Genomic DNA, 20712 nt, shown 5'->3' on the forward strand with positions numbered 1-20712 from the left:
TTTATAATCCGCGCCAATCTAGCCCCTGTCGAGAGACGGGGGTTTTTTGTTAGTGAGAAAGGCTGGAGTATCTCATCAAGCATGGCGCAAAAACTTTATATACAGACTAACGGTTGCCAAATGAACGAGTACGATTCCGACAAGATGCGGGACGTACTGATGGCCTCGCACGGCATGGAATTGACCGATATTCCCGAGCAGGCCGACGTGTTGTTATTAAACACCTGTTCGATACGCGAAAAAGCCCAGGAAAAGGTGTTTTCGGCGGTCGGGCGCTGGAAAAAAATCAAGGACAAGCGGCCGGACGTGATTATCGGCGTTGGCGGCTGCGTGGCCAGTCAGGAAGGCGCCGCGCTGCAAAAGCGCGCGCCTTACGTCGATATCGTGTTCGGGCCGCAAACCCTGCACCGCCTGCCGGAATTGCTGAATAAGGCTCGCAACGGCGATAAGCACGTTGTCGATATTTCTTTTCCGGAAATCGAAAAATTCGACAATTTGCCCGAACCCAGAGCCGAAGGCCCGAAAGCCTTTGTATCGGTGATGGAGGGTTGCAGCAAATATTGCACCTATTGCGTGGTGCCCTATACCCGCGGCGAGGAAGTCAGCCGGCCGCTCAACGACGTGATTGCCGAAATTGAAACACTGGCCCGGCAGGGCGTGCGGGAAGTGAACCTGCTCGGCCAAAACGTCAACGCCTATCGCGGCGAGACCGAAGACGGCGACATTGCCGGCTTTGCGCTGTTGCTGCACTACGTTGCCGCGGTCGACGGCATTGAGCGGATTCGTTTTACCACCTCGCATCCGTTGGAATTTACCGACGACATCATCGAGGCCTACTCCGAGATTCCGCAACTGGTCAATCATTTGCACTTGCCGGTGCAGAGCGGCAGCAACCGAATACTGGCGGAAATGAAGCGCGGCCACCGCCGCGAGGACTATCTGGACATCATCCGCAAGATCAAGGCAGCGCGTCCGGGCATCAGTTTGTCGTCCGATTTCATCGTCGGGTTTCCCGGCGAAACCGATCAGGATTTTGAAGACACGATGGCCTTGATCGAAGAAGTCCGATTCGATTTTTCCTACAGCTTCATCTTTAGCGCCCGGCCCGGCACGCCAGCGGCCGGCTTTGCCGACGATGTCGGCATGGATGTCAAGGAAGCGCGTTTACAGCGGCTGAAGGAACGCTTGAACCAGATGTTTATGGCGATTTCCGAAAGCATGGTCGGGTCGGTGCAGAGTGTGTTGGTGGAAGGCATTTCCAAGAAAAATCCGCTGCATTTGACGGGGCGGACCGAAAACAACCGGGTGGTTAATTTCGCCGGCCACCCGCGCTTGACCGGGCAATTCGTCGATGTGCTGATTACCGAAGCCTTACCCAATTCGTTGCGCGGCCGGTTGGCGCCGTCCAGCGTCGAAAAAATCCAACAGACCGCCTCGTGTTGAACAGCTCTCATTATTCCGAAGAATTCACGCTGCAACCCGCCGACGCTCAGCGCCTATCGAACTTCTGCGGCCAACTGGACAGCCATATCCGTCAGATCGAACAGCGTTTGCAGGTCGAGATCGCCAACCGCGGCAACCACTTTCGGGTGACCGGGGTGGATGCGGCGGTGAAGGCGGCTTGCGCGGTGATGTTGAAATTGTTCGAACTGACCGAGCGCGAGGAAGTCACTCCCGAACAAGTCCATCTGAGCCTGCAAGACGCCAATATCGACCAGTTGTTGAAGGCCTTGCCGGCATCGCCGCTGGAGCCGGTGGCGATTCGCACCAAACGCGGCGTCATCAAGGGGCGCGGTCACAATCAGCAGGATTATCTGCGCAAGATTCTGAGCTTTGACATCAATTTCGGCGTCGGCCCGGCCGGCACCGGCAAGACCTATCTGGCGGTGGCTTGCGCGGTCGAGGCACTGCAAACCGAACGGGTAAGGCGCATCGTGCTGGTTAGGCCGGCGGTCGAAGCCGGCGAAAAATTGGGCTTTCTGCCCGGCGACATGGCGCAAAAGGTTGATCCCTACTTGCGGCCGCTCTACGATGCGCTCTACGACATGCTGGGTTTCGAGCGGGTCGAAAAGCTACTGGAAAAGAACGTCATTGAAGTCGCGCCGCTGGCTTTCATGCGCGGGCGGACCCTGAACGACTCGTTCATCATCCTGGACGAGGCGCAAAATACCACGGTCGAACAGATCAAGATGTTTCTGACCCGGGTTGGTTTCGGATCGACGGCGGTGGTGACCGGCGACGTGACCCAGATCGATTTGCCCAATGAAAAAATGTCCGGATTGAAACACGTCTTGAAAGTCTTGAAAGACGTCGAAGGCATCAGTTTTACCTTCTTTGGCGTGCGCGACGTGGTCCGCCATCCGCTGGTTCAACGCATCGTCGCGGCTTACGACCGTTACGAACAAGAACACGGGAAGGAGGGGCGATGAACCTGATCGAGTTGCAGGTCGCGACCGAAGCCCAACATCCCGAGCCTGCACGGTTTCAGCTTTGGGTCGACGCGGCATTGGCCGGACGCGACGCCGATAGCGAAATCGTGATCCGTTTGGTCGATGAAACCGAAAGCGCCGAACTCAACGACCAATACCGACACAAGGTTGGTCCGACCAACATCCTGAGTTTTCCATTCGAAGCGCCACCCGGCGTGGTGTTGGATTTGCTCGGCGATCTGGTGATTTGCGCGCCGCTGATTGCCCGCGAGGCCGGCGAGCAAGGCAAGCCGGTTGAGCATCACTGGGCGCACATCACTGTACACGGCGTATTGCATTTGTTAGGGTATGATCACGTCGACGAGTTGGAGGCCGAGCAAATGGAAGCCTTGGAGATCGAAATTTTGGAAAAATTGGATATTGCCAATCCCTATATGGAGGAACACGAACGATGAGCGATGGTAACCCCCCGAGTAGTCAGCCCCACCAGAAAAGCCTGATCGAGCGCATCGGCCATTTTCTGAGTGGGGAGCCGCAGGATCAGGAAGATCTGCTGGAAATTCTCCGCGAGTCGCAGGAAAAGCACCTGCTGGACTCCGATGCGCTGGCGATGATGGAAGGCGTGATGCATGTCGCCGAGATGCGGGTCCGAGACATCATGATTCCCCGCTCGCAAATGGTGGTGGTCCCGAGGGACGCGGAACTGGAAACCATTTTTCCGTTGGTCGTCGAATTTGCCCATTCCCGTTTTCCGGTCATCGAAGAAGATCGCAGCAAGGTGGTCGGCATTCTGCTTGCCAAGGATTTACTAGGGTGCGTATTGCGCGACAAGAATTTGAAAGTCGAGGACGTGATGCGGCCGGCCAACGTCGTGCCGGAAAGCAAGCGCTTGAATGTGTTGTTGAAGGAGTTTCGTACCGAGCGCAATCACATGGCCATCGTCGTTGACGAATACGGTAACGCCGCCGGCTTGGTCACCATTGAGGATGTGTTGGAGCAAATTGTCGGCAAGATCGAGGACGAACACGACGACGACGAGTCCGAGGAATATATTTCGCAGCGTAACGAGAAAGAATTCATACTCAACGCGTTGACGCCGATCGAAGAATTCAACGATTATTTTTCGGCGGATCTGGAAGACGACGAATGCGACACCATCGGCGGCTTGATTGTCCAGCGCCTGGAGCACTTTCCGAAGAAGGGGGAAAAAGTCGAAATCGACGACTTTTGTTTCGAAGTCTTGCGCGCGGATAACCGCCGCGTGCATTTGATTAAACTGAAGTTGAAATAAAATCGGCGGAGTCGGCCAAGCGGGCTTCGAACGCTTCGGCCGGCAATGCCGGCGAGAACAAAAAGCCCTGGCCGAAGTCGCAGCCGGAATCCAAGAGTATCCGGTATTGCTCTTCGCTCTCTATCCCTTCCGCGACAACCTTCATCCCCAATTTGTGGGCCATTGCGATTATCGCTTCGCAGAGCACGCGGTCGTTCGATTCCGGACCCAGGTTGCTGACGAAGGAGCGGTCGATTTTCAAATAATCGATGTCGAACTTTTTCAAATAGGCCAGCGACGAGTAGCCGGTGCCGAAATCGTCCAGCGCCACCTGGATACCGTGGTCACGAAAGCTCAACAATTGCTCCTTGACATCGTTACTGGCGTCCAGCAACAGACCTTCGGTGATTTCGACGATGATGCCGGCCCCGGGCAGACCCAGTTGCCTTAAGTGCTCCGGCCAGTCGCGCTGGGCGTGGTTGGTATCGTGGAATTGGACCGGGGATTTGTTGATGCTGATCTGGAAATCGGCGTGAAAACGTTGCCGCCATCGTTTGGCGTGTTCGGCGGCCTGCTTGAACACCCAATCGCCGATCTCGTTGATAATGCCGATGTCTTCGGCGATCGGTACGAACTCCGTGGGACTCACCCAGCCGCGTCGTGGATGCCGCCAGCGTAACAGGGCCTCGGCCTTGTATACGCCGCCGGTGGCGAGATCGATTATCGGTTGGTAATACAGCTGAAATTGGTTGTCGCCGAGCGCGCCGCGTAAATCGCTGGCGATTTCCATTCGGGCTTGCGCGGCTTCCTGCATCGAAGGCGTGAAATAACAATAGCGGTTGCGGCCTTGATGCTTGGCGGCGTACATGGCTTGGTCGGCGTTTTTGATCAATACATGGATTTTGTCGCCGTCCTTCGGGAACAGCGTGATGCCGATGCTGGCCGACAAATACGCTACCTTGGCCTTCAATTGAAACGGTTCGGCCAGTTTCTGCAGCAGATTGACGACGATGCGCTCGACATGTTCCGTATCGTCCAGTTCGCCCAGGATGATCGTGAATTCGTCGCCGCCCAGTCGCGCCACGGTATCGGATTCGCGCACGCAGCGCAGCAAGCGTTGCGCGGCATCCTTTAACAACAAGTCGCCCATATCGTGGCCGAGCGTGTCGTTGATTTCCTTGAAACGATCCAGATCCAGGAAAATCAGCGCCAACGCCCGGCCGGTACGATGCGCCTTCTTGAGCTCCTGATCCAGTCGGTCGTGAAACATCCGGCGGTTGGGTAGCCCGGTCAACGGGTCGAAATTGGCCTGAGTCCAGATCAGCTCTTCGGTTTGCTTTTTTTCGGTGATGTCGGAAAACAACGCCACGCGTCGGTGCGGACTGCCGTCTTCGTTAAAAATTGTGTTGACCGTCAGCCACTGTACGAAAACTTCGCCGTTCTTGCGGCGATTCCAGATTTCGCCCTTCCAGTGGCCGCTGGCGTTAATCGCATGCCACATGGTTTGATAAAAATGGTAGTCCTGGCGGTCGGAATTCAGAATGTTGTAATTCTGGCCGATGACTTCCGCCGGCGTATAGCCGGTGATCGCCGAAAAAGCCGGGTTGATGGCCAGGATAGAGCCGAGGGCATCGGTGACCGCCATCGCTTCGCTGCTGTTTTGGTAGACCAGCGAAGCCAGCCGCAATTCTTCGTTGGCACGGCAATGTTCTATCGCGATTCCGGTCAGATTGGCGGCCTGCTCGGTCATTTGCAAGTCGCGCGGCTTGGGTAAAGCCGGCTGGCGCTGATAAATCGTCAGCGTGCCGAGCAACTTGCCGCCGGCGTCTCGGACCGGTTCCGACCAGCAAGAAGCCAGGCCGGCCCTGGCCGCCAACTCCCGATACGGTACCCAGTAAGGATGGCTTTGAATGTCTTCGACAATGACCCGGTCGCCGGTTACCGCCGCGGTACCGCAGGAGCCGACGCCGAAGCCTATCCGCAGGCCGTGTAGCGCGCAATTGTAGAATTCCGGCAGATGCGGGGCCGCGCCGACCAGCAAATGGCTGCCTTCGGCATCCAGCAGCAAAATGGAGCACAACAGCGCCGGGTTTTGAGTTTCAATGCCCTCGACGACGGCTTCCAGAATGTCGGCTAGCGGCATGCTTTTGGCCAGGCGTTCCAACACTCGGTTGTGAGCCCGCTCGCGATCGGCGGCGTGCTTGCGGTCGCTGATGTCGGTCGCGATCCCGATTATGCCCAGCACTTCGCCCTTCAGGCCCAACAGTTTGGTGCGACTGATTTCCAGGCTGTGGCTTTCGCCGTCCACGAAAGTCAGTTGCTCCTGGCTCAAGTGGGGTGCCAGCCCGCCTTCAAGGCAGCGCTGGTCGGCCGTTTCGAAGCGGGCGGCGGTGTCGGTCCCCAGCAGTTCGCTCAGCGCGGGGGTTTGCAAAAACCGGCTTTCCGGGATGCCGAGCGCTTGGCAAAAGGTCTGGTTGACGAACGCGTAGCGGCCGCTGGTATCCACCAGCCAGATGCCGACCGGCGCGTTATCCAGGATCGCGTGTAGTTTGGCTTCGGAAGCGTGTATCGCGGCGATTTGGCCGTTCAGCTGTTCCGCCAGTGCCCGAAACAGTCGAGCTAAATGGCCGATCTCGTCGTTGCGATCGACGGGGATCTCGGCGAGCGGTAATCCCAGCTGAAATTGGCCGATGGCTTGGGTCATCGCCTGTAGCGGTTTGGCCAGCATTTTGGCGAGCAGCAGCGAAACCAAACTGACCAATAAACTCAAGGACAAGGCGATGCGGATGACTTGGAGGCTCAATGCCTTGCTGCCGACAGAGACCACGTCCAGCGGGGTGTACAAACCGAGCACCACGAAACGGCCTTCGCTGGCCGCGCCGAAATCCTGGCGGGCGAAGGCGGCCAGATAGGGGACGCCCAGCGCGCTATCGGCGGTGTCGCTGAGTATCGCAATCCGGCTGGATCCCTCCAGTAACGGCACGGTTCCGGGAATATCGTTTTGAATTCTGACCGGCCGGCCGCGCTCGAAACCGAAGGCCTTCGCCGGATCGGGGTGGATCAGGTAGTCGCCGAAGCGGTTGACCAGGAGCGGGTAACTGTCCGTGCCGTAGTCGGCGCGCAGGCGCTTGAAGAGATCGGCGAGATCGACATTGATGACCACCACCCCCAAAGTTGCGCCGGAGGCGGACTTAATCGGCGTGGCGACGCGGATGGTCGGCTGGCCATAGCCCAAGTGGGTTCCCAGCTCCTGGTTCAGATTTATATCCGAGATGTAAACCTGGCCGGCCGGCAAGGCCGCGGATTCAAACACGTAGGGAAAATGGTTTTTTTCCTGTAGTTGCGGCGCGCCGACGACTTTAACGCCGGATTGATCGCGGTCGGCCCGGACGGTTTCCAGGCCAAAATGCCGGCTATCGATCAGACGGATCTGGCTGTATTCGGGGTGGGTGACCAGCAGACCGCTAAATATTTCGGCGAGACGGGCTTTATCGGTAGCGGGGTCGGCGGGGGGCTCCAATATGGCCTGGTTTAGCGCTAAGCCGGCCAGAAAGCCGACATCGGCAACGGCCGCCTCGAGCGCGGCGTCGAAGCGTTGCGCCGAGTCCCGCGTCGAGGCCAGCAGTTTTTCCTCGGCTGAATCAATCAGTAGCGCGCGACTGCGTTGGTACACGTAGTAGCCGGTCAAGCCCGATGACAAGGTGCCGAATAGGCCCAGCCAAAACGCCAGTTTCAGACCTATGCTAAGACGCATCAAAAGGCCTCCGGCGGGTCGCCGGAAATAATCCGGTCCCACAGCGCTTTTTGGCGCTCGGGATTGCCGACCGGCTCCAGCCAGATCAATTTGGCGTCCGGCGATAGGTCGGCCGGTTGGCTGGTGGTATTGGCAAGACCGTGTCGTTGGGTCAAGTGCGCGCCGACTTGCGGTTCCAGCATGAAATCTATCCAGCGTTCGGCCAATGCGGTGTTGGCGGCGTTGCGGGTGACGGCCCAGCAATCCAGCCAAGCCAGCGCCCCTTCTTCCGGGATGACGTAGCCAATGTCGCCACCGCGCCGTCTTAACTCCTGGACTTGTTGATTACCGTAATTACCGAAAATCAGCGCGACATCGTGCTTCGCATACAGGTCGCCGGCTTCCTCAACCGCTGTGTAAAACGTCAGCACGTTGCGGCGCAGCTCGGCCAATCGGCGGGCGGCGGCGTTCATTTCGGCGTCGCCGAGATTGAAGGGGTGGGCCGCGCCGCTGAGTAGACCGACCAGCGTGAAATTATGGTTGCTGGTATTAAAAGCCAGAACCCGATGGCGGTAAGCCGGGTCCCATAGCGCCGACATCGAACGGGGTGGAGTGGATACTTTCCGGCGGTCGTAGATCAGCCCCATTTCGGCATAGGTGTAAGGTATCGCATAGGCGCGGCCGTTGTGTATCAGTCCGGGGACGGTGGTGAGGTCGCGAAAACGCGGCAGTTGCAGCGCGCGGTGGCCAATCTTGGCGGCGTCCAACGGCACGCTGATACCGGCGGCAATGTAGCGTTGCAATTCGGCGGTGTTGACGGCGAACACGTCGTGAGCTTCGTGATTAAGCTTGTACCACAGGTCGTCGTCCGATTCGACGTAGGTGATTTCCACATCGGCGTCGTGGCGCTTGGAGAATTCGGCGACGATTTCCGGGTCGGCATAGCCGGGCCAGGCTAAGACCTTTAACAAAGGTTTTGCGGTTACCAGCGAAACGGAGCACAGCCACAACGCCGCGATCGAAACCATCCTGGCGAAGCGTTGGCGGGAGCTTAGGAGTGAGACGATAGGCTTCATGGTGACTCATGATACCCAAAGGCGGTCGGAAAGAAAGGTAAATTGTTGGCGAATCGCTCGAAAAACTTGTATTAATCGGTTTTTGTGCTAGCGACCGAGGCTGGCGGAGATATGCCGGCGTTATTCGACAAGGTCGACACGGATCAGGATCCGTGTCGCTTGGGTTTCGGTCGTTTGATTGAATCCGGTCATGCCGCGGCCGACGGCTTGGGTTTGATCGGAATTGCCGGCAATTTCGATCCATTCGCCCAGTTTGGCGCGGAGGGTGGTTTGGGCGGCTTGGGTGGCGATTTCGCCGTTCTGAAACTGATTGGACCAGGGCGAAATTTCCAGCGTTACCTGGCCGTCGCCGGCCAAGCGCGGCACGACAGCGAAGCCGCTACTGGCTTCCAGCAACTGGGTACTGCTCAGCACCGCGCCGCCGTAATTGGAGCCGTATACCGTGACGTTACGGATCGGCTTGATTTCGCCGGTCTTGATATAGGCGGCTTGGCCTTCCGCGGTGCGCAGTTGCTGCTGTTGGCGTTGGCCGCGCAAGTCTTCGGTATTGCCGATCAATCCGCGCAGTTCGACGCGTTCAGGATGCAGCGCCGCCTCGGCTTCGGCGTTCAATTGCCCGGCGGTCTGGCTGGTGGTTTGCAAGACGCTGATCGTCAGATTGCGGACCGGGCCGTCCAATTGCTTGACCAGGGCGCGGATCTCGGCCAGTTTGGCCGGAGCTGTTTTGACGATCAATTTGGCGCCGTCGGCGACGACCCGGTCGTTGCCGTCCAGTAAGGGTTGCAGCAGGGTTTGAATTTCCGCCGCCGGCCGATTGCCCAGCTCGATGATTTCCATCACCGTTCCGTCGGCTAGAACGCCGGCGGCCCAAAGGCTGAGAGCCAGCGTCGGTCCGCTAAATTTCATCGTACAGCGCCAGATAACGTTGCGCGCTGCTTTGCCAGGAAAAGTCCCGGCTCATTGCATTGCGCTGCAACTGCCGCCAGTCTTTTTTATGCCGGAACATCACCAGACAACGTTTGACGGCTTCGGTCAGCGTCGCCGCCGACGTGTCGTTGAACACGAAGCCGGTCGCGGTGCCGTTGGCGATGCTCTCCGGTAGCGTGTCGACGACGGTGTCGGCCAAGCCGCCGGTTTTGCGGACGATGGGTATGGTGCCGTAGCGCTGGCTGTACATTTGGTTCAAGCCGCAGGGTTCAAACCGCGAAGGCATCAGGAAAATGTCGGCGCCGGCTTCAATTTGGTGGGCCAAGGGTTCGTTGTAGCCAATGGTGACCGCGACTTTTTCCGGGTAGAGGCGGGCGAATTCCATCAAGCGGTATTCGTTGCTCTTGTCGCCGCTGCCCAGGAAGATGAATTGGGCGGGTAGTTCCAATAATTCCGGCAGTCCGGCCAGGATGAGGTCTATGCCTTTTTGCTCGACCAAGCGGCCGATCAAGCCAAATACCGGAAGTTCGGCATCGACCGGCAGATTCATTTGTTGCTGCAACGCGATTTTGTTCGCGACTTTGTCGTTCAGGGTTTTCAGGCTGTAGGTCTGGGCGAGGTGGGGATCGATCGCCGGATTCCAGGCCTCGGTGTCGATGCCGTTCAAAATACCGCTCAGTTGCGATTGCTTGTGCGCCAACAGGCCTTCCAGGCCGTAGCCGAATTCGGGCGTTTGAATTTCCTGCGCATAGGTCGGGCTGACGGTGGTAATGCGCTCGGCATAGGCCAAGCCGCCCTTGATGAAGGATAGCATGCCGTGGTACTCGAGACCTTCCGGGTGCCAGAGTTGGCCCGGCAGGTTCAGCAACGTAAACGCGGTGGCCGGAAACAGGCCTTGATAGGCCATGTTGTGGATCGTGAACACGCTGGCGGGATGGTGGGTTTCCAGCGACAGCAGGGCCGGGACCAGACCGGTTTGCCAATCGTTGCAATGAACGATGTCGGGCTGCCAGTCCAGGTAGGCTCGGTTCATCGCTACTTCGGCGACGATCCGGCAGAACAGCGCGAAGCGGTCGCCGATATTCGGCCAAGGCATGCCGTTTTCATCGACGTAGGGATTGCCGGGGACTTTAAAAAACGGTGGGTAATCGACCAGCCAGACCGGTATCTCGCTGCCCGGCAGCCAGGTTTCCAGCAGGTTGACATCGCAATTGTTGACCCGAACCGTGCACAGGTAACGACCGGGTTCGCAATTGCGGATGGCTTGGTAGTTGGGCATGATGATGCGCACATCCTGCTCCAACTCGCCCAGGGCTAGCGGCAGACTGCCGGCGACATCGGCCAGGCCGCCGGTTTTGATCAGTGGGTGGGTTTCGCTGCTGGCGAACAGTATTTTCTTCATCGCTTAAACAAAATCACATTTTCAAAATGATGCCGGCCAGCGGCGGGAGCGTGACGGAGATCGAGTGCTCCATACCCATCCAGGGTTGCGGCTCGGACAATACGCTGCCGTTGCCGGTGTTGCTGCCGTCGTAATATTTAGAATCCGAGTTGAAGATTTCGACGTAGGTGCCGGGCTGCGGCACGCCGATTCGGTAACGTTCGCGCGGCACCGGCGTGAAGTTCAGGATCACGATCAGCTCTTCGTGGGCTGATTTACGTCGATAGCTGATGATGGACTGCTGGTAATCGTGGCAGTCTATCCACTCGAAGCCGGCGTGTTCGAAATCGAAGCGATATAGGGCCGGATGACTGGTGTAGAGTCGATTCAGATCCTTGACCAGGGTCTGTAGGCCGGCATGGTGGGCGTAATCGAGCACATACCAGTCCAACGTGCGGTTGAAACTCCATTCGGTGCCCTGACCGAACTCGCTGCCCATGAACAACAGCTTTTTGCCGGGATAGGTGAACATCATCGTGTAAAGCAGGCGCAGATTGGCGAACCGCTGCCATTCGTCGCCGGGCATCTTGTTCAACATCGACTGTTTGCCGTGCACCACTTCGTCGTGCGAAAACGGCAGGATGAAGTTTTCGGTGAACGCGTACAGCAGGCCGAAGGTCAGTTGATCGTGGTGGTAGGAGCGATGGATCGGTTGTTGCTGCATGTAGCAGAGGATGTCGTGCATCCAGCCCATGTTCCATTTCATCGAGAAGCCCAAGCCGCCGGTCCAGGTCGGCCGGGTGACTTGCGGCCACGATGTGGATTCCTCGGCCATCACCACGGTGCCGGGGTGTTGCTCGTGGGTGACGGTATTCATGTGACGCAGGAAGTCGATGGCTTCCAGATTCTCGTTGCCGCCGTACATATTCGGAATCCAGTCGTTGGCTTCGCGCGAATAGTCCAGATACAGCATCGAGGCCACCGCATCGACGCGCAGGCCGTCCAGATGGAATTCCTCCAGCCAGAAGAACGCGCTGGACAGCAGGAAGTTTTTCACTTCGTTGCGGCTGTAGTTGTAAATCAGCGTGCCCCAGTCGCGGTGCTCGCCCTTGCGCGGGTCTTCGTGCTCGTACAGGGCCGTGCCGTCGAATCGGGCGAGCGCGAAGGCATCCTTCGGAAAGTGGGCCGGCACCCAATCCAGGATCACGCCGATGCCGTTTTGGTGACAATGGTCGATGAAATAACGGAAGTCGTCCGGCGTGCCGTGGCGGCTGGTGGGCGCGAAATAGCCGGTGGTCTGATACCCCCAGGATGCATCGAGTGGATGTTCCGTGATCGGCAGCAATTCGATATGGGTAAAGCCGAGCGCTTTGACGTAATCGACCAATTGCTCGGCCAAGTCGCGATAATTCAGGAAGTTGCCGCGCTGGTCGCGCCGCCAGGAGCCCAGATGCACCTCATAGATCGACATCGGTTGGTGCAGCCAGTCGTGTTGGGCGCGCTGGTCCAGCCACTCGCCGTCGTGCCAGACGTAATGATCTTCGTCGACCACGATCGCGGCGGTCTGCGGGCGGAATTCGAATTGTTGGCCGTAGGGATCGGTTTTGACCAACAATTCCCCGGAATTACGGTTAATGATTTCGAATTTGTACAGGCAGCCGACCGTTAAGCCGGGGATAAAGATTTCCCAGATTCCGCTGCCGCCCAGGCTGCGCATCGGATGGCAGCGGCCGTCCCAGCGGTTGAAGTCGCCGACGACGCTGACGCGTTGGGCGTTGGGTGCCCAGACCGAGAAAGAGACGCCATCTATCCCCGCGACGCTTTGGCGGTGGCCGCCGAGCTTTTGGTAGATATGCCAATGGCGGCCTTCCGCGAACAGATGTTGATCGAATTCGGGCAATACCGGACCGAAGCAGTAGGGATCGTATTGCAGATGTTCGTTGCAGTCCTTGTCGGTCCAGGCCAGTTGATAATGGGGCGGAACGTCGTTGGTGCCGGGGCGGTATTCGAAAATGTCGGTGTTGGGTATGCGAGCGAAGTCGCCGCCGCGGGCTAACCGAACGCTTTCCGCATGAGGCAGAAACACCCGGATGACGGTGTCTCGGCCTTCACCGTGGCGGCCGAGTATCGAGAACGGGTCGTGATGTCTGGCCTCGATGATTTTGACGATTTCCGGATCGAGCGGCAGGGGGGATGGGCTTGGCTTGTTCATGATGCAACGCCTCGGTTATAGTTTTGATTAGGTGGTTGGCAGGGACAGCCTTGCCGGGCAGGATAGCCTACTCGGTAACAAATCGCTTGGCTTTTACTTTTTCGCGAAGAGTAACGATAATGCTCGGACGCGGCAAGTGCCATGCCGACAAATCCGCCGATATGCCCATTCCGGGCGGCCATCGGCGTCGCTTATTTTTTCTTAGAGGATTCTCATGTCAGTCGTCGATACAAATCTACAGGAAAGACGGGTCAACGATTTGACCCGTAACACCATAGCCTTGATTTTGGCGGGTGGCCGGGGATCGCGACTTAAGGACATGACCGATTGGCGCGCGAAGCCGGCGGTGCCGTTCGGCGGCAAGTTCCGGATTATCGATTTTCCGCTGTCCAACTGCATCAATTCGGACATCCGCAAGATTGGCATTCTGACCCAATACAAAGCCGACTCGCTGATTCGCCACATCCAACAAGGCTGGGGGTTTTTGCGCGGCGAATTCGGCGAGTACGTCGATTTAATGCCGGCTCAGCAACGCCACGACGAGCATTCCTGGTATCAGGGAACCGCCGACGCGATCTATCAAAACATCGATATTTTGCGGGCGCGCAATCCCGAATTCGTGTTGGTGCTGGCCGGCGACCACATTTATAAAATGGATTATTCGGTGATGCTGGCCGATCACGTCGCCAACAAAGCCGATCTGACGATAGGCTGCATCGAGGTTTCGTTGGAAGATGCCAAGGCTTTCGGCGTGATGCATGTCGACGACGAGCGCCGGGTGAAATCCTTCGTCGAGAAACCGGATAATCCGCCGGCAATGCCGGGTCGCGACAATACCGCGTTGGCGTCGATGGGTATTTATATTTTCAACGCCCGTTTTCTGTTCGAACAATTGATCAAGGATGCCGACACCAAAGCATCCAGCCGCGATTTCGGTAAGGACATCATTCCGGCCGTCATCGACAAATATCGGGTGTACGCCTATCCCTTCCTGGATTTGCAAAGCGGCCAGCAAAGTTATTGGCGAGATGTCGGAACCATCGACGCCTATTGGGCCGCCAACATGGAGTTGATCGGCGTCAAGCCGGACTTGAACCTGTACGACAACACTTGGCCGATCTGGACCTATCAGGCGCAAACGCCGCCGGCCAAATTCGTGTTCGACGACGACGATAGGCGGGGCGCGGCCATCGATTCGATGGTGTCCGGCGGTTGCGTGATTTCCGGCGCGACGGTACGGCATTCACTGTTGTTTTCACAGGTGCGCGTTAACTCGTATACCACGGTCAAGGATTCGGTGGTGCTACCGGAGGTCAATATCGGCCGGCATTGCCGAATCGAAAAAGCCATTATCGAGAAGGGCTGTCAGGTGCCGGAAGGCACCGTGATCGGCGAGAACCGCGCCGACGACGAAAAACGTTTTTACGTCAGCGAGGGCGGCGTGGTCTTGGTGACGCCGGAGATGTTGGGTCAAAGACGGCATTATGTCCGGTAAAAAACTCAAGCTGGTGCTGTGTTGGCACATGCACCAGCCGGAGTACCGCGACACGCAGAGCGGCGAATTCAAATTGCCGTGGACTTATCTGCATGTGATTAAAGATTACGTCGATATGGTCGCCCATCTGGAGATGGCTCCGGCGGCCAAGGTCGTCGTCAATTTCGCGCCGATTCTGCTAGAGCAAATCGAGGATTATTCGAATCAGGTGACCGGTTATCTACACGACCGGATCGCAATGAAGGATCCGATGCTGGCGGCCTTGGTCGAGCCGACGGCGTCGGCCGATCCGGACCGACGCCTGAAGTTGCTGCGCGATTGTAAAAAAGCCAACCGCGAGCGCCAAATCGACCGTTATCCGGCCTTCCGCAAGTTGATCGACATGGCGGATTGGATTCTCGGGCATCAGGACGCCATCAAATACGTCAACGCCCAATTCGTCTCCGATATTCTGGTGTGGTACCACTTGATCTGGATGGGTGAAACCGTCAAATTGACGGACAACCGGATCAAACGTTTGATTGAAAAAGGGGCGGCGTTTACGTTGCATGACCGGATAGAAATCGTCGAGGTGATCGGCGACTTACTGTCCAAAGTGATTTACCGTTACAAGGCATTGGCCCGCAAGGGCCGTATCGAATTGTCGGTGACGCCTTACGCGCATCCCATCATGCCGTTGATGCTGGATATTGCTAGCGCGAGAGAGGCTATGCCGGACGTGGCCTTGCCTAAATTGTCGAGCTACCCCGGCGGCGAAGAGCGGGTGCGTTGGCACTTGCGGAAGGGGATCAATACCTTTAGACACTTTTTCGGTTTCGAACCGCGCGGCTGTTGGCCGTCGGAAGGTAGCGTCAGCGAACGTACGCTGGCGATACTTGGCGAGTTCGGCTTTCAATGGGCCGCCAGTGGCGGCAATGTCTTGCACAATAGTTTGCGGGCCTCGGAACTGGCCGGTAAAGCCAGCGTACACCAAGCGTTCCGCTTGGCGTCGGCCAGCACGGTTTGCTTTTTTCGGGACGACGGTTTGTCCGATCTGATTGGCTTCGAATATTCCAAATGGCATGCGGACGATGCCGTGGCCGACCTGATTCAGCATCTGGAGAATATTGCGGACTACGAGGCGCGGCCGCCGTTGGTTTCGATTATCATGGATGGCGAGAATGCCTGGGAGTATTTTCCGGATAACGGCTATCATTTCTTGAGCGCCTTGTATCGCCGGCTTGGCGAACATCCACGTATTGAATTGACGACGTTTTCGGAATATTTGCAAGGGGCCGACGCCCAACTCCAGCTGTTGCCGCGCCTGGTGGCCGGTAGTTGGGTTTACGGTACGTTTTCGACTTGGATCGGCGACGCCGACAAAAACTGCGGCTGGGATATGTTGGGCGACGTCAAGCGGGCGTTCGACAAAGCGCTGCTGGAAGGTCGCTTGTCCGATCAGCAGTTGGAAAAGGCGCAAGTACAGTTGGCGGTTTGCGAAGGGTCCGATTGGTTTTGGTGGTTCGGCGACTATAATCCCGGCGAAGCGGTCAGCGATTTCGAAAAACAATACCGATTGAATTTAACCAATTTGTATCGGCTTTTAGGCGAGGAACCGCCCGGCTATTTGGCCTTGTCTTTCACCCAAGGCAGCGGTAGCCCGGCTATGGGTGGCGCGATGCGGCGCGGCAATGAATTTTGAACGATTTCGGAAAACGATTTTTGGGGGTTGGCTTGGATAGACGTCGCGCGGGTGTTCTGCTGCATATCACATCGTTACCGGGGCATGGGGAGTGCGGCGACCTGGGGGCCGAGGCATTCAACTTTGTCAACTTTTTGCACGATGTTGGCGCTACTGTCTGGCAAACCCTACCGTTAGGCATGCCGCACGGCGATGGTTCACCCTATCAATGTTTATCCGCTCATGCCGGAAATCCGGCATTGATCAGTATCGACTGGTTGGTGGCCAGGGGTTGGCTGCAAATGGCGGACCGCTGCAACGATTGCTCGGGTCACGGCGAATTGAGTAAAAGCTGTTTGGTGACCAAGGCGTTTTATGGCTTTCAAGTGTTGGCGGACGTATCGGCTCAGCAGGATTTCAAGCAGTTTTGTCAAGACAAATCGAGCTGGCTGGATGACTTTGCGCTGTTCATCGCGCTACGCAACGTCTTCGGCCACAAAAGTTGGAGCGAATGGCCGGATGCCCTCAAGCAACGTAAGCCGGAAGCCTTGAGCGAATCCCGACAGCTATTGAAAGCGGTCATCGAGGGCATCAAGTTTGAGCAGTATGTGTTCTTCAAGCAATGGGATGAATTAAAAGCCTATGCCGCCGGCAAAGGTGTGCTGATGTTTGGCGACATTCCGATTTTCGTGTCCTACGACAGCGCCGATGTCTGGGCCAACCGTGACGCTTTCAAGCTGAACTCGCTGGGCGAAATGGATGTTGTGGCCGGTGTGCCGCCGGATTATTTCTCCGAGTTTGGCCAACGTTGGGGTAATCCGCATTACAACTGGGTTTATCTGAAAAAGACCGGCTTCAAATGGTGGTTGGAACGGATAGAAGCCCAGTATGAAATGTTCGATATTTTGCGAATCGATCATTTTCGGGGTTTGGAAGCGGCTTGGGAAATTCCGGCCAGCGAAGATACCGCGGTCAATGGTCGTTGGGTGACGGCGCCGGGTGGCGAACTGTTGGCGGCGATTCAACAGCGATTCCCGGCCTTGACCCTGGTTGCCGAAGACTTGGGCATCATCACCCCGGAAGTTGAAGCCTTGCGGGATGACTTTAATTTACCCGGCATGAAGATCTTGCAGTTCGCCTTCGGCGACGACGCGCGTAACCCCTATCTGCCGTGTAACTACCGGCGCAATAGCGTGGTCTATACCGGTACTCACGATAATGACACCACTCAAGGCTGGTTCGACGGCCTAAACGACAGCGACAAGCAGCGTATTTACGACTATTTGGGCTGGTCCAGTTTGCCGATGCCCAGTGCGCTGATTCACGCCGCGTTGGGATCGGTCGCCAACCTCGCCATCATTCCGATGCAAGATATATTGAAGCTCGGCTCCGCCGACCGGATGAATACGCCAGGTACTACCGAGGGTAATTGGCGCTGGCGTTTCGATTGGTCGCAGCTGACCGGCGACAAGGCCGGCCACTTCGAACATTTGATTCGCTTGTTCGGCCGCTGACAGCGCTAATCGTCGTCTTTTTTGGCCGGGGCCGCTGGTATCGGTAATAGCGGAATCCGGTAGTCGGCAATGATTTGCTGAATCTGATCGAAATTCTTGGTAATCAGGTCGTTCAGTAGTTGCTTGCGGCTGTTGTCGCCTTGCCGCACGCCCATCGCGATCGAAAAATCAAAACGCATGTCCGGCGTGGATTGCATCGGTATCGCGATATACGGGTTCTTCGGGTTTTTCGATTGCACGTAGCCGGCCATCGGGCCCCATAAAATCACCATATCGATCTTGCCCGCGCTCAGATCGGCTTCAATTTGCATCGCGGTATTGTGTGCGCCGTCGCCGGTCATGCTTTGATAGGGAATGCCGTAGTCGAGCAAACCGTTGCGTTGCAGCCATTCGGTGCCGGGACCCCGGTCGAACATCGCAATTTTCAGTTTTTCCTGTTTTTCCAGCGGCAGCTGCGTGAGTTGCGATGGTTCGCGGATATCGTCCCAGCCACGGCCCTTGGCGATCAGCAGCACATAGGTCGAATGAAAATACGGTTTGGTGGTATCGGTTAAATCGAAGCCGGCCGGCACGCCCATGATCACGTCGCATTTAAAACCCTGGCCATTTTCGTTTTCCGCTTTTAAGGTGTTGCGGACAAAACCCATCCGTTCCGGAAACCAAGTGAATGCCAATTCCTGGCCCAGTTGTTTGGCAAACAGCGCCGCGATTTTGTTTTCGTAGCCGTCGAGCTCCTTGGTCGAATAGGGCGGATTCAGCGGGTCCGCGCAAACCCGAAATTGATTCTCGTCGGCGTTGCCGGTTATAGCTGAGCAAGCCAGTATTAGTGCCGTTAAGCATCGATTGTAAGTCATAGTTGTCTTCCTTCGTTTTCATGAAGCCACAAAAAAGCCTTGGCCGATTGCTCGGCCAAGGCTTGCTTAACGCGGATCTAACGTTAGATCTTAGTTAGGCAGGGCGAACACGGTCAGTGTACCACCCAATTTGGTGTAGGAGCCTAGGCTTCTGTACGCACCCACCGCACCCAAACCTTCCGAGTTGGTTGATGATGAGCCGTCGTCCAGACCGGCCGCGATACCGATACCTGCCCAGCCACCAATGCCCGACAGAACGCCGACGTATTGTTTGCCTTCGAATTCCCAGGTGTTGACGTTACCAATGATGCCGGATGGGGTTTTGAATTTGTACAATTCCTTACCGGTTTTCGCGTCAACCGCTTTCAGGTAGCCTTCCAGCGTGCCGTAGAATACGACGCCGCCGGCGGTCGCCACGGAGCCCGACCAAACAGAGAATTGCTCTTTGTTAGACCAAGCAATTTTGCCGGTTTTCGCATCCCAAGCAGTAAATTGGCCCAGGTTGGTGGTGCCGTCTTTTTTACCGGTCAGAACATCGGCGCCAGCAGGCATCATGTTCAGAGTTGCACCAACGTAAGGTTGGCCGGCGGTGTAGCTAACTTCAAACGGTTCGTACTCCATGCACAAGTGATTGCCCGAAATGTAGAACAGGCCGGTTTGTGGAGAGTAAGACACCGGTTGTTGGTTTTTCGCGCCCAGCGCCGCAGGGCAGGTACCCACGGTGTTGACGTCTTCGCCGTTGTGTTCGGTAGAGAATTCAGGCACGACTTGTGGACGGCCGGATTTCATGTCGACGTGGGTCAGCCAGTTGACGGATTTGTCGAAAGTTTCAGCAACCAACAGTTCGCCGGTTTCGCGGTCCAGCGTGTAGCCCACGCCGTTACGGTCGAAGTGGACGATGGTTTTGTGCATTTTGCCTTTGACTTCTTGGTCGACCAGAACGGTTTCGTTGATACCGTCATAGTCCCATTCGTCGTGTGGCGTCATTTGGTATACCCATTTGACTTCACCGGTGTCGGCGTCACGCGCCCACAAAGACATGGACCATTTGTTGTCGCCTGGACGTTGTACCGGGTTCCAGGTGGATGGGTTGCCTGAGCCGTAATAGACCAGGTTCAGTTTAGGATCGTAGGAGTACCAGCCCCAGGTGGTGCCGCCGCCGATTTTCCATTGGTCGCCTTTCCAGGTCGCCAAGCTAGACTCGGGACCCAGCGGAGTGACTTTGCCGTCTTGCCAAGTGGTGGATTTACCCGGTTTGATCAGGGTGTCCTTGTCCGGACCCATGCTGTAACCTTTCCACGCCAATTGGCCGGTTTTGATGTCGTAAGCAGCCAGGAAGCCGCGAACACCGAATTCGCCACCGGAGATACCGGTCAGAACTTTGTCTTTAACAACGATAGGGGCGTTGGTGTTGGTCATGCCCAGTTTCGGGTCGCCGTTTTGCACGCTCCAAATCCGTTTACCGGTTTTGGCATCCAGCGCGGTCAGCACGGTGTCGGATTGCTGCAGGAAGATTTTGCCGTCGCCGTAAGCCAAGCCACGGTTAACGGTGTCGCAGCACATCACGGGGATGGTGACGTCGGCATCCATGGTGGGGGTAAATTCCCAGATGACGGCTTTGGTTTTTTGGTCGATCGCGTAAACGGTGTTAGGGAACGGAGTGTGAATGTACAGAACGCCGTTAACAACCAGAGGACCGCCTTCGTGACCGCGCAGAACGCCGGTGGAGAAAGACCAAGCCGGTTGCAGGTTTTTAACGTTTTGAGCGTTGATTTGCGACAGTTTGCTATAACGAGTGCCGGCGTAGTCGCCGCCCCAAGAAGCCCAGTTGGCAGGGTTTTGGGTTAATTTTTCTAAGTCGTCGTTAGCGGTAGAGACAGTTGGTGCAGCAAGAATAGTAGCTACAGTCGAAGCAAGCAGCCAGTTTGTTACAGGCTTCTTCATATGTTTCCTCCTGGTAATCTGCGGATGTACACAGAGTACGATTTTGTGTTGTTAAGACTAATATTAGTTTTAAAGCTCTGTTTGGATGACTGCCCGAAAACGCCCGCTATCGGCCGCTCACAGCCTAGGCTAAGCCACGCCAAGCGCGTAAATTGAAGGATTTTTTCCTAAAAGTCAACCGGAAAAACTCTGGGAATCCCGGTGGGCGGGAATAATC

The 20712-nt window shown here is 56.7% G+C and carries 14 protein-coding genes; 7 read left to right on the forward strand and 7 right to left on the reverse strand.

The window, feature by feature from the left end; genetic code table 11:
* The first annotated feature begins 81 nt into the window (after positions 1-81).
* Genes miaB through AC3B8H_RS00470 form a run of 4 tightly spaced genes read left to right on the forward strand, consistent with a single transcriptional unit; the run spans position 82 to position 3720 of the window.
* Positions 82-1443: a tRNA (N6-isopentenyl adenosine(37)-C2)-methylthiotransferase MiaB gene (gene miaB / locus AC3B8H_RS00455; protein WP_488439660.1), complete on the forward strand. Its 1362-nt coding sequence runs from the start codon at positions 82-84 to the stop codon at positions 1441-1443.
* A complete protein-coding gene (locus AC3B8H_RS00460; RefSeq protein WP_488439661.1) occupies positions 1437-2429 on the forward strand; it encodes a PhoH family protein in 993 nt (330 codons plus the stop codon). The genes miaB and AC3B8H_RS00460 overlap by 7 nt, the downstream gene beginning before the upstream one ends.
* Entirely contained in the window at positions 2426-2884 is a 459-nt protein-coding gene (gene ybeY, locus AC3B8H_RS00465; RefSeq protein WP_488439662.1) for an rRNA maturation RNase YbeY, read from the forward strand. Before AC3B8H_RS00460 ends, ybeY begins: the two co-directional genes overlap by 4 nt.
* A complete protein-coding gene (locus AC3B8H_RS00470; RefSeq protein WP_488439663.1) occupies positions 2881-3720 on the forward strand; it encodes a CorC family transporter in 840 nt (279 codons plus the stop codon). The genes ybeY and AC3B8H_RS00470 overlap by 4 nt, the downstream gene beginning before the upstream one ends.
* Here AC3B8H_RS00470 and AC3B8H_RS00475 read toward each other — a convergent pair.
* From AC3B8H_RS00475 to glgB, 5 genes are all read right to left on the reverse strand, one after another.
* A complete protein-coding gene (locus AC3B8H_RS00475; protein WP_488439664.1) occupies positions 3701-7453 on the reverse strand; it encodes a bifunctional diguanylate cyclase/phosphodiesterase in 3753 nt (1250 codons plus the stop codon). The genes AC3B8H_RS00470 and AC3B8H_RS00475 overlap by 20 nt on opposite strands.
* Positions 7453-8508 (reverse strand): extracellular solute-binding protein, encoded by a 1056-nt coding sequence (locus AC3B8H_RS00480; RefSeq protein ID WP_488439665.1) that lies wholly within the window; start codon positions 8506-8508, stop codon positions 7453-7455. Before AC3B8H_RS00480 ends, AC3B8H_RS00475 begins: the two co-directional genes overlap by 1 nt.
* A 120-nt stretch (positions 8509-8628) precedes the next feature.
* The gene (locus AC3B8H_RS00485; protein WP_488439666.1) at positions 8629-9414 is read right to left on the reverse strand and encodes a secretin N-terminal domain-containing protein; all 786 of its coding nucleotides are present in this window, start codon (positions 9412-9414) and stop codon (positions 8629-8631) included.
* Positions 9404-10837 (reverse strand): glycogen synthase GlgA, encoded by a 1434-nt coding sequence (gene glgA, locus AC3B8H_RS00490; RefSeq protein ID WP_488439667.1) that lies wholly within the window; start codon positions 10835-10837, stop codon positions 9404-9406. Before glgA ends, AC3B8H_RS00485 begins: the two co-directional genes overlap by 11 nt.
* 13 nt (positions 10838-10850) lie before the next feature.
* Positions 10851-13028, reverse strand: coding sequence for a 1,4-alpha-glucan branching protein GlgB (glgB, locus tag AC3B8H_RS00495; RefSeq protein WP_488439668.1), 2178 nt, complete (start codon positions 13026-13028; stop codon positions 10851-10853).
* A gap of 214 nt (positions 13029-13242) precedes the next feature.
* Here glgB and glgC point away from each other — a divergent pair, with 214 nt between their 5' ends.
* From glgC to malQ, 3 genes are read left to right on the forward strand one after another with little or no spacing between them, the layout of a single operon-like run.
* Complete coding sequence (gene glgC / locus AC3B8H_RS00500) at positions 13243-14523, forward strand: glucose-1-phosphate adenylyltransferase (RefSeq protein WP_488439669.1); 1281 nt, start codon at positions 13243-13245, stop codon at positions 14521-14523.
* Positions 14513-16204, forward strand: a complete 1692-nt coding sequence (locus AC3B8H_RS00505) for a glycoside hydrolase family 57 protein (RefSeq protein WP_488439670.1) — start codon at positions 14513-14515, stop codon at positions 16202-16204. Before glgC ends, AC3B8H_RS00505 begins: the two co-directional genes overlap by 11 nt.
* Positions 16205-16236: 32 nt before the next feature.
* The gene (malQ, locus tag AC3B8H_RS00510) at positions 16237-17697 is read left to right on the forward strand and encodes a 4-alpha-glucanotransferase (protein WP_488439671.1); all 1461 of its coding nucleotides are present in this window, start codon (positions 16237-16239) and stop codon (positions 17695-17697) included.
* 5 nt (positions 17698-17702) lie between these two features.
* Here the strand turns inward: malQ and AC3B8H_RS00515 are convergent, their stop codons facing one another.
* Together AC3B8H_RS00515 and AC3B8H_RS00520 are read right to left on the reverse strand one after the other, a co-directional pair.
* A complete protein-coding gene (locus AC3B8H_RS00515) occupies positions 17703-18551 on the reverse strand; it encodes a quinoprotein dehydrogenase-associated putative ABC transporter substrate-binding protein (RefSeq protein WP_488439672.1) in 849 nt (282 codons plus the stop codon).
* A 90-nt stretch (positions 18552-18641) separates the two neighbouring features.
* Positions 18642-20495, reverse strand: a complete 1854-nt coding sequence (locus AC3B8H_RS00520; protein ID WP_064030701.1) for a methanol/ethanol family PQQ-dependent dehydrogenase — start codon at positions 20493-20495, stop codon at positions 18642-18644.
* Positions 20496-20712: the final 217 nt, after the last annotated feature.

The sequence above is a fragment of the Methylomonas sp. BG-2 genome (assembly GCF_057766305.1).

Excerpts from the sequence above, each read along its gene's own strand:
- miaB (WP_488439660.1), top strand. The coding sequence starts at position 82 with ATGGCGCAAAAACTTTATATACAGACTAACGGTTGCCAAATGAACGAG.
- ybeY (WP_488439662.1), top strand. The coding sequence starts at position 2,426 with ATGAACCTGATCGAGTTGCAGGTCGCGACCGAAGCCCAACATCCCGAG.
- AC3B8H_RS00470 (WP_488439663.1), top strand. The coding sequence starts at position 2,881 with ATGAGCGATGGTAACCCCCCGAGTAGTCAGCCCCACCAGAAAAGCCTG.
- AC3B8H_RS00475 (WP_488439664.1), bottom strand. The coding sequence starts at position 7,453 with ATGCGTCTTAGCATAGGTCTGAAACTGGCGTTTTGGCTGGGCCTATTC.
- AC3B8H_RS00480 (WP_488439665.1), bottom strand. The coding sequence starts at position 8,508 with ATGAAGCCTATCGTCTCACTCCTAAGCTCCCGCCAACGCTTCGCCAGG.
- AC3B8H_RS00485 (WP_488439666.1), bottom strand. The coding sequence starts at position 9,414 with ATGAAATTTAGCGGACCGACGCTGGCTCTCAGCCTTTGGGCCGCCGGC.
- glgA (WP_488439667.1), bottom strand. The coding sequence starts at position 10,837 with ATGAAGAAAATACTGTTCGCCAGCAGCGAAACCCACCCACTGATCAAA.
- glgB (WP_488439668.1), bottom strand. The coding sequence starts at position 13,028 with ATGAACAAGCCAAGCCCATCCCCCCTGCCGCTCGATCCGGAAATCGTC.
- glgC (WP_488439669.1), top strand. The coding sequence starts at position 13,243 with ATGTCAGTCGTCGATACAAATCTACAGGAAAGACGGGTCAACGATTTG.
- AC3B8H_RS00505 (WP_488439670.1), top strand. The coding sequence starts at position 14,513 with ATGTCCGGTAAAAAACTCAAGCTGGTGCTGTGTTGGCACATGCACCAG.
- AC3B8H_RS00515 (WP_488439672.1), bottom strand. The coding sequence starts at position 18,551 with ATGACTTACAATCGATGCTTAACGGCACTAATACTGGCTTGCTCAGCT.
- AC3B8H_RS00520 (WP_064030701.1), bottom strand. The coding sequence starts at position 20,495 with ATGAAGAAGCCTGTAACAAACTGGCTGCTTGCTTCGACTGTAGCTACT.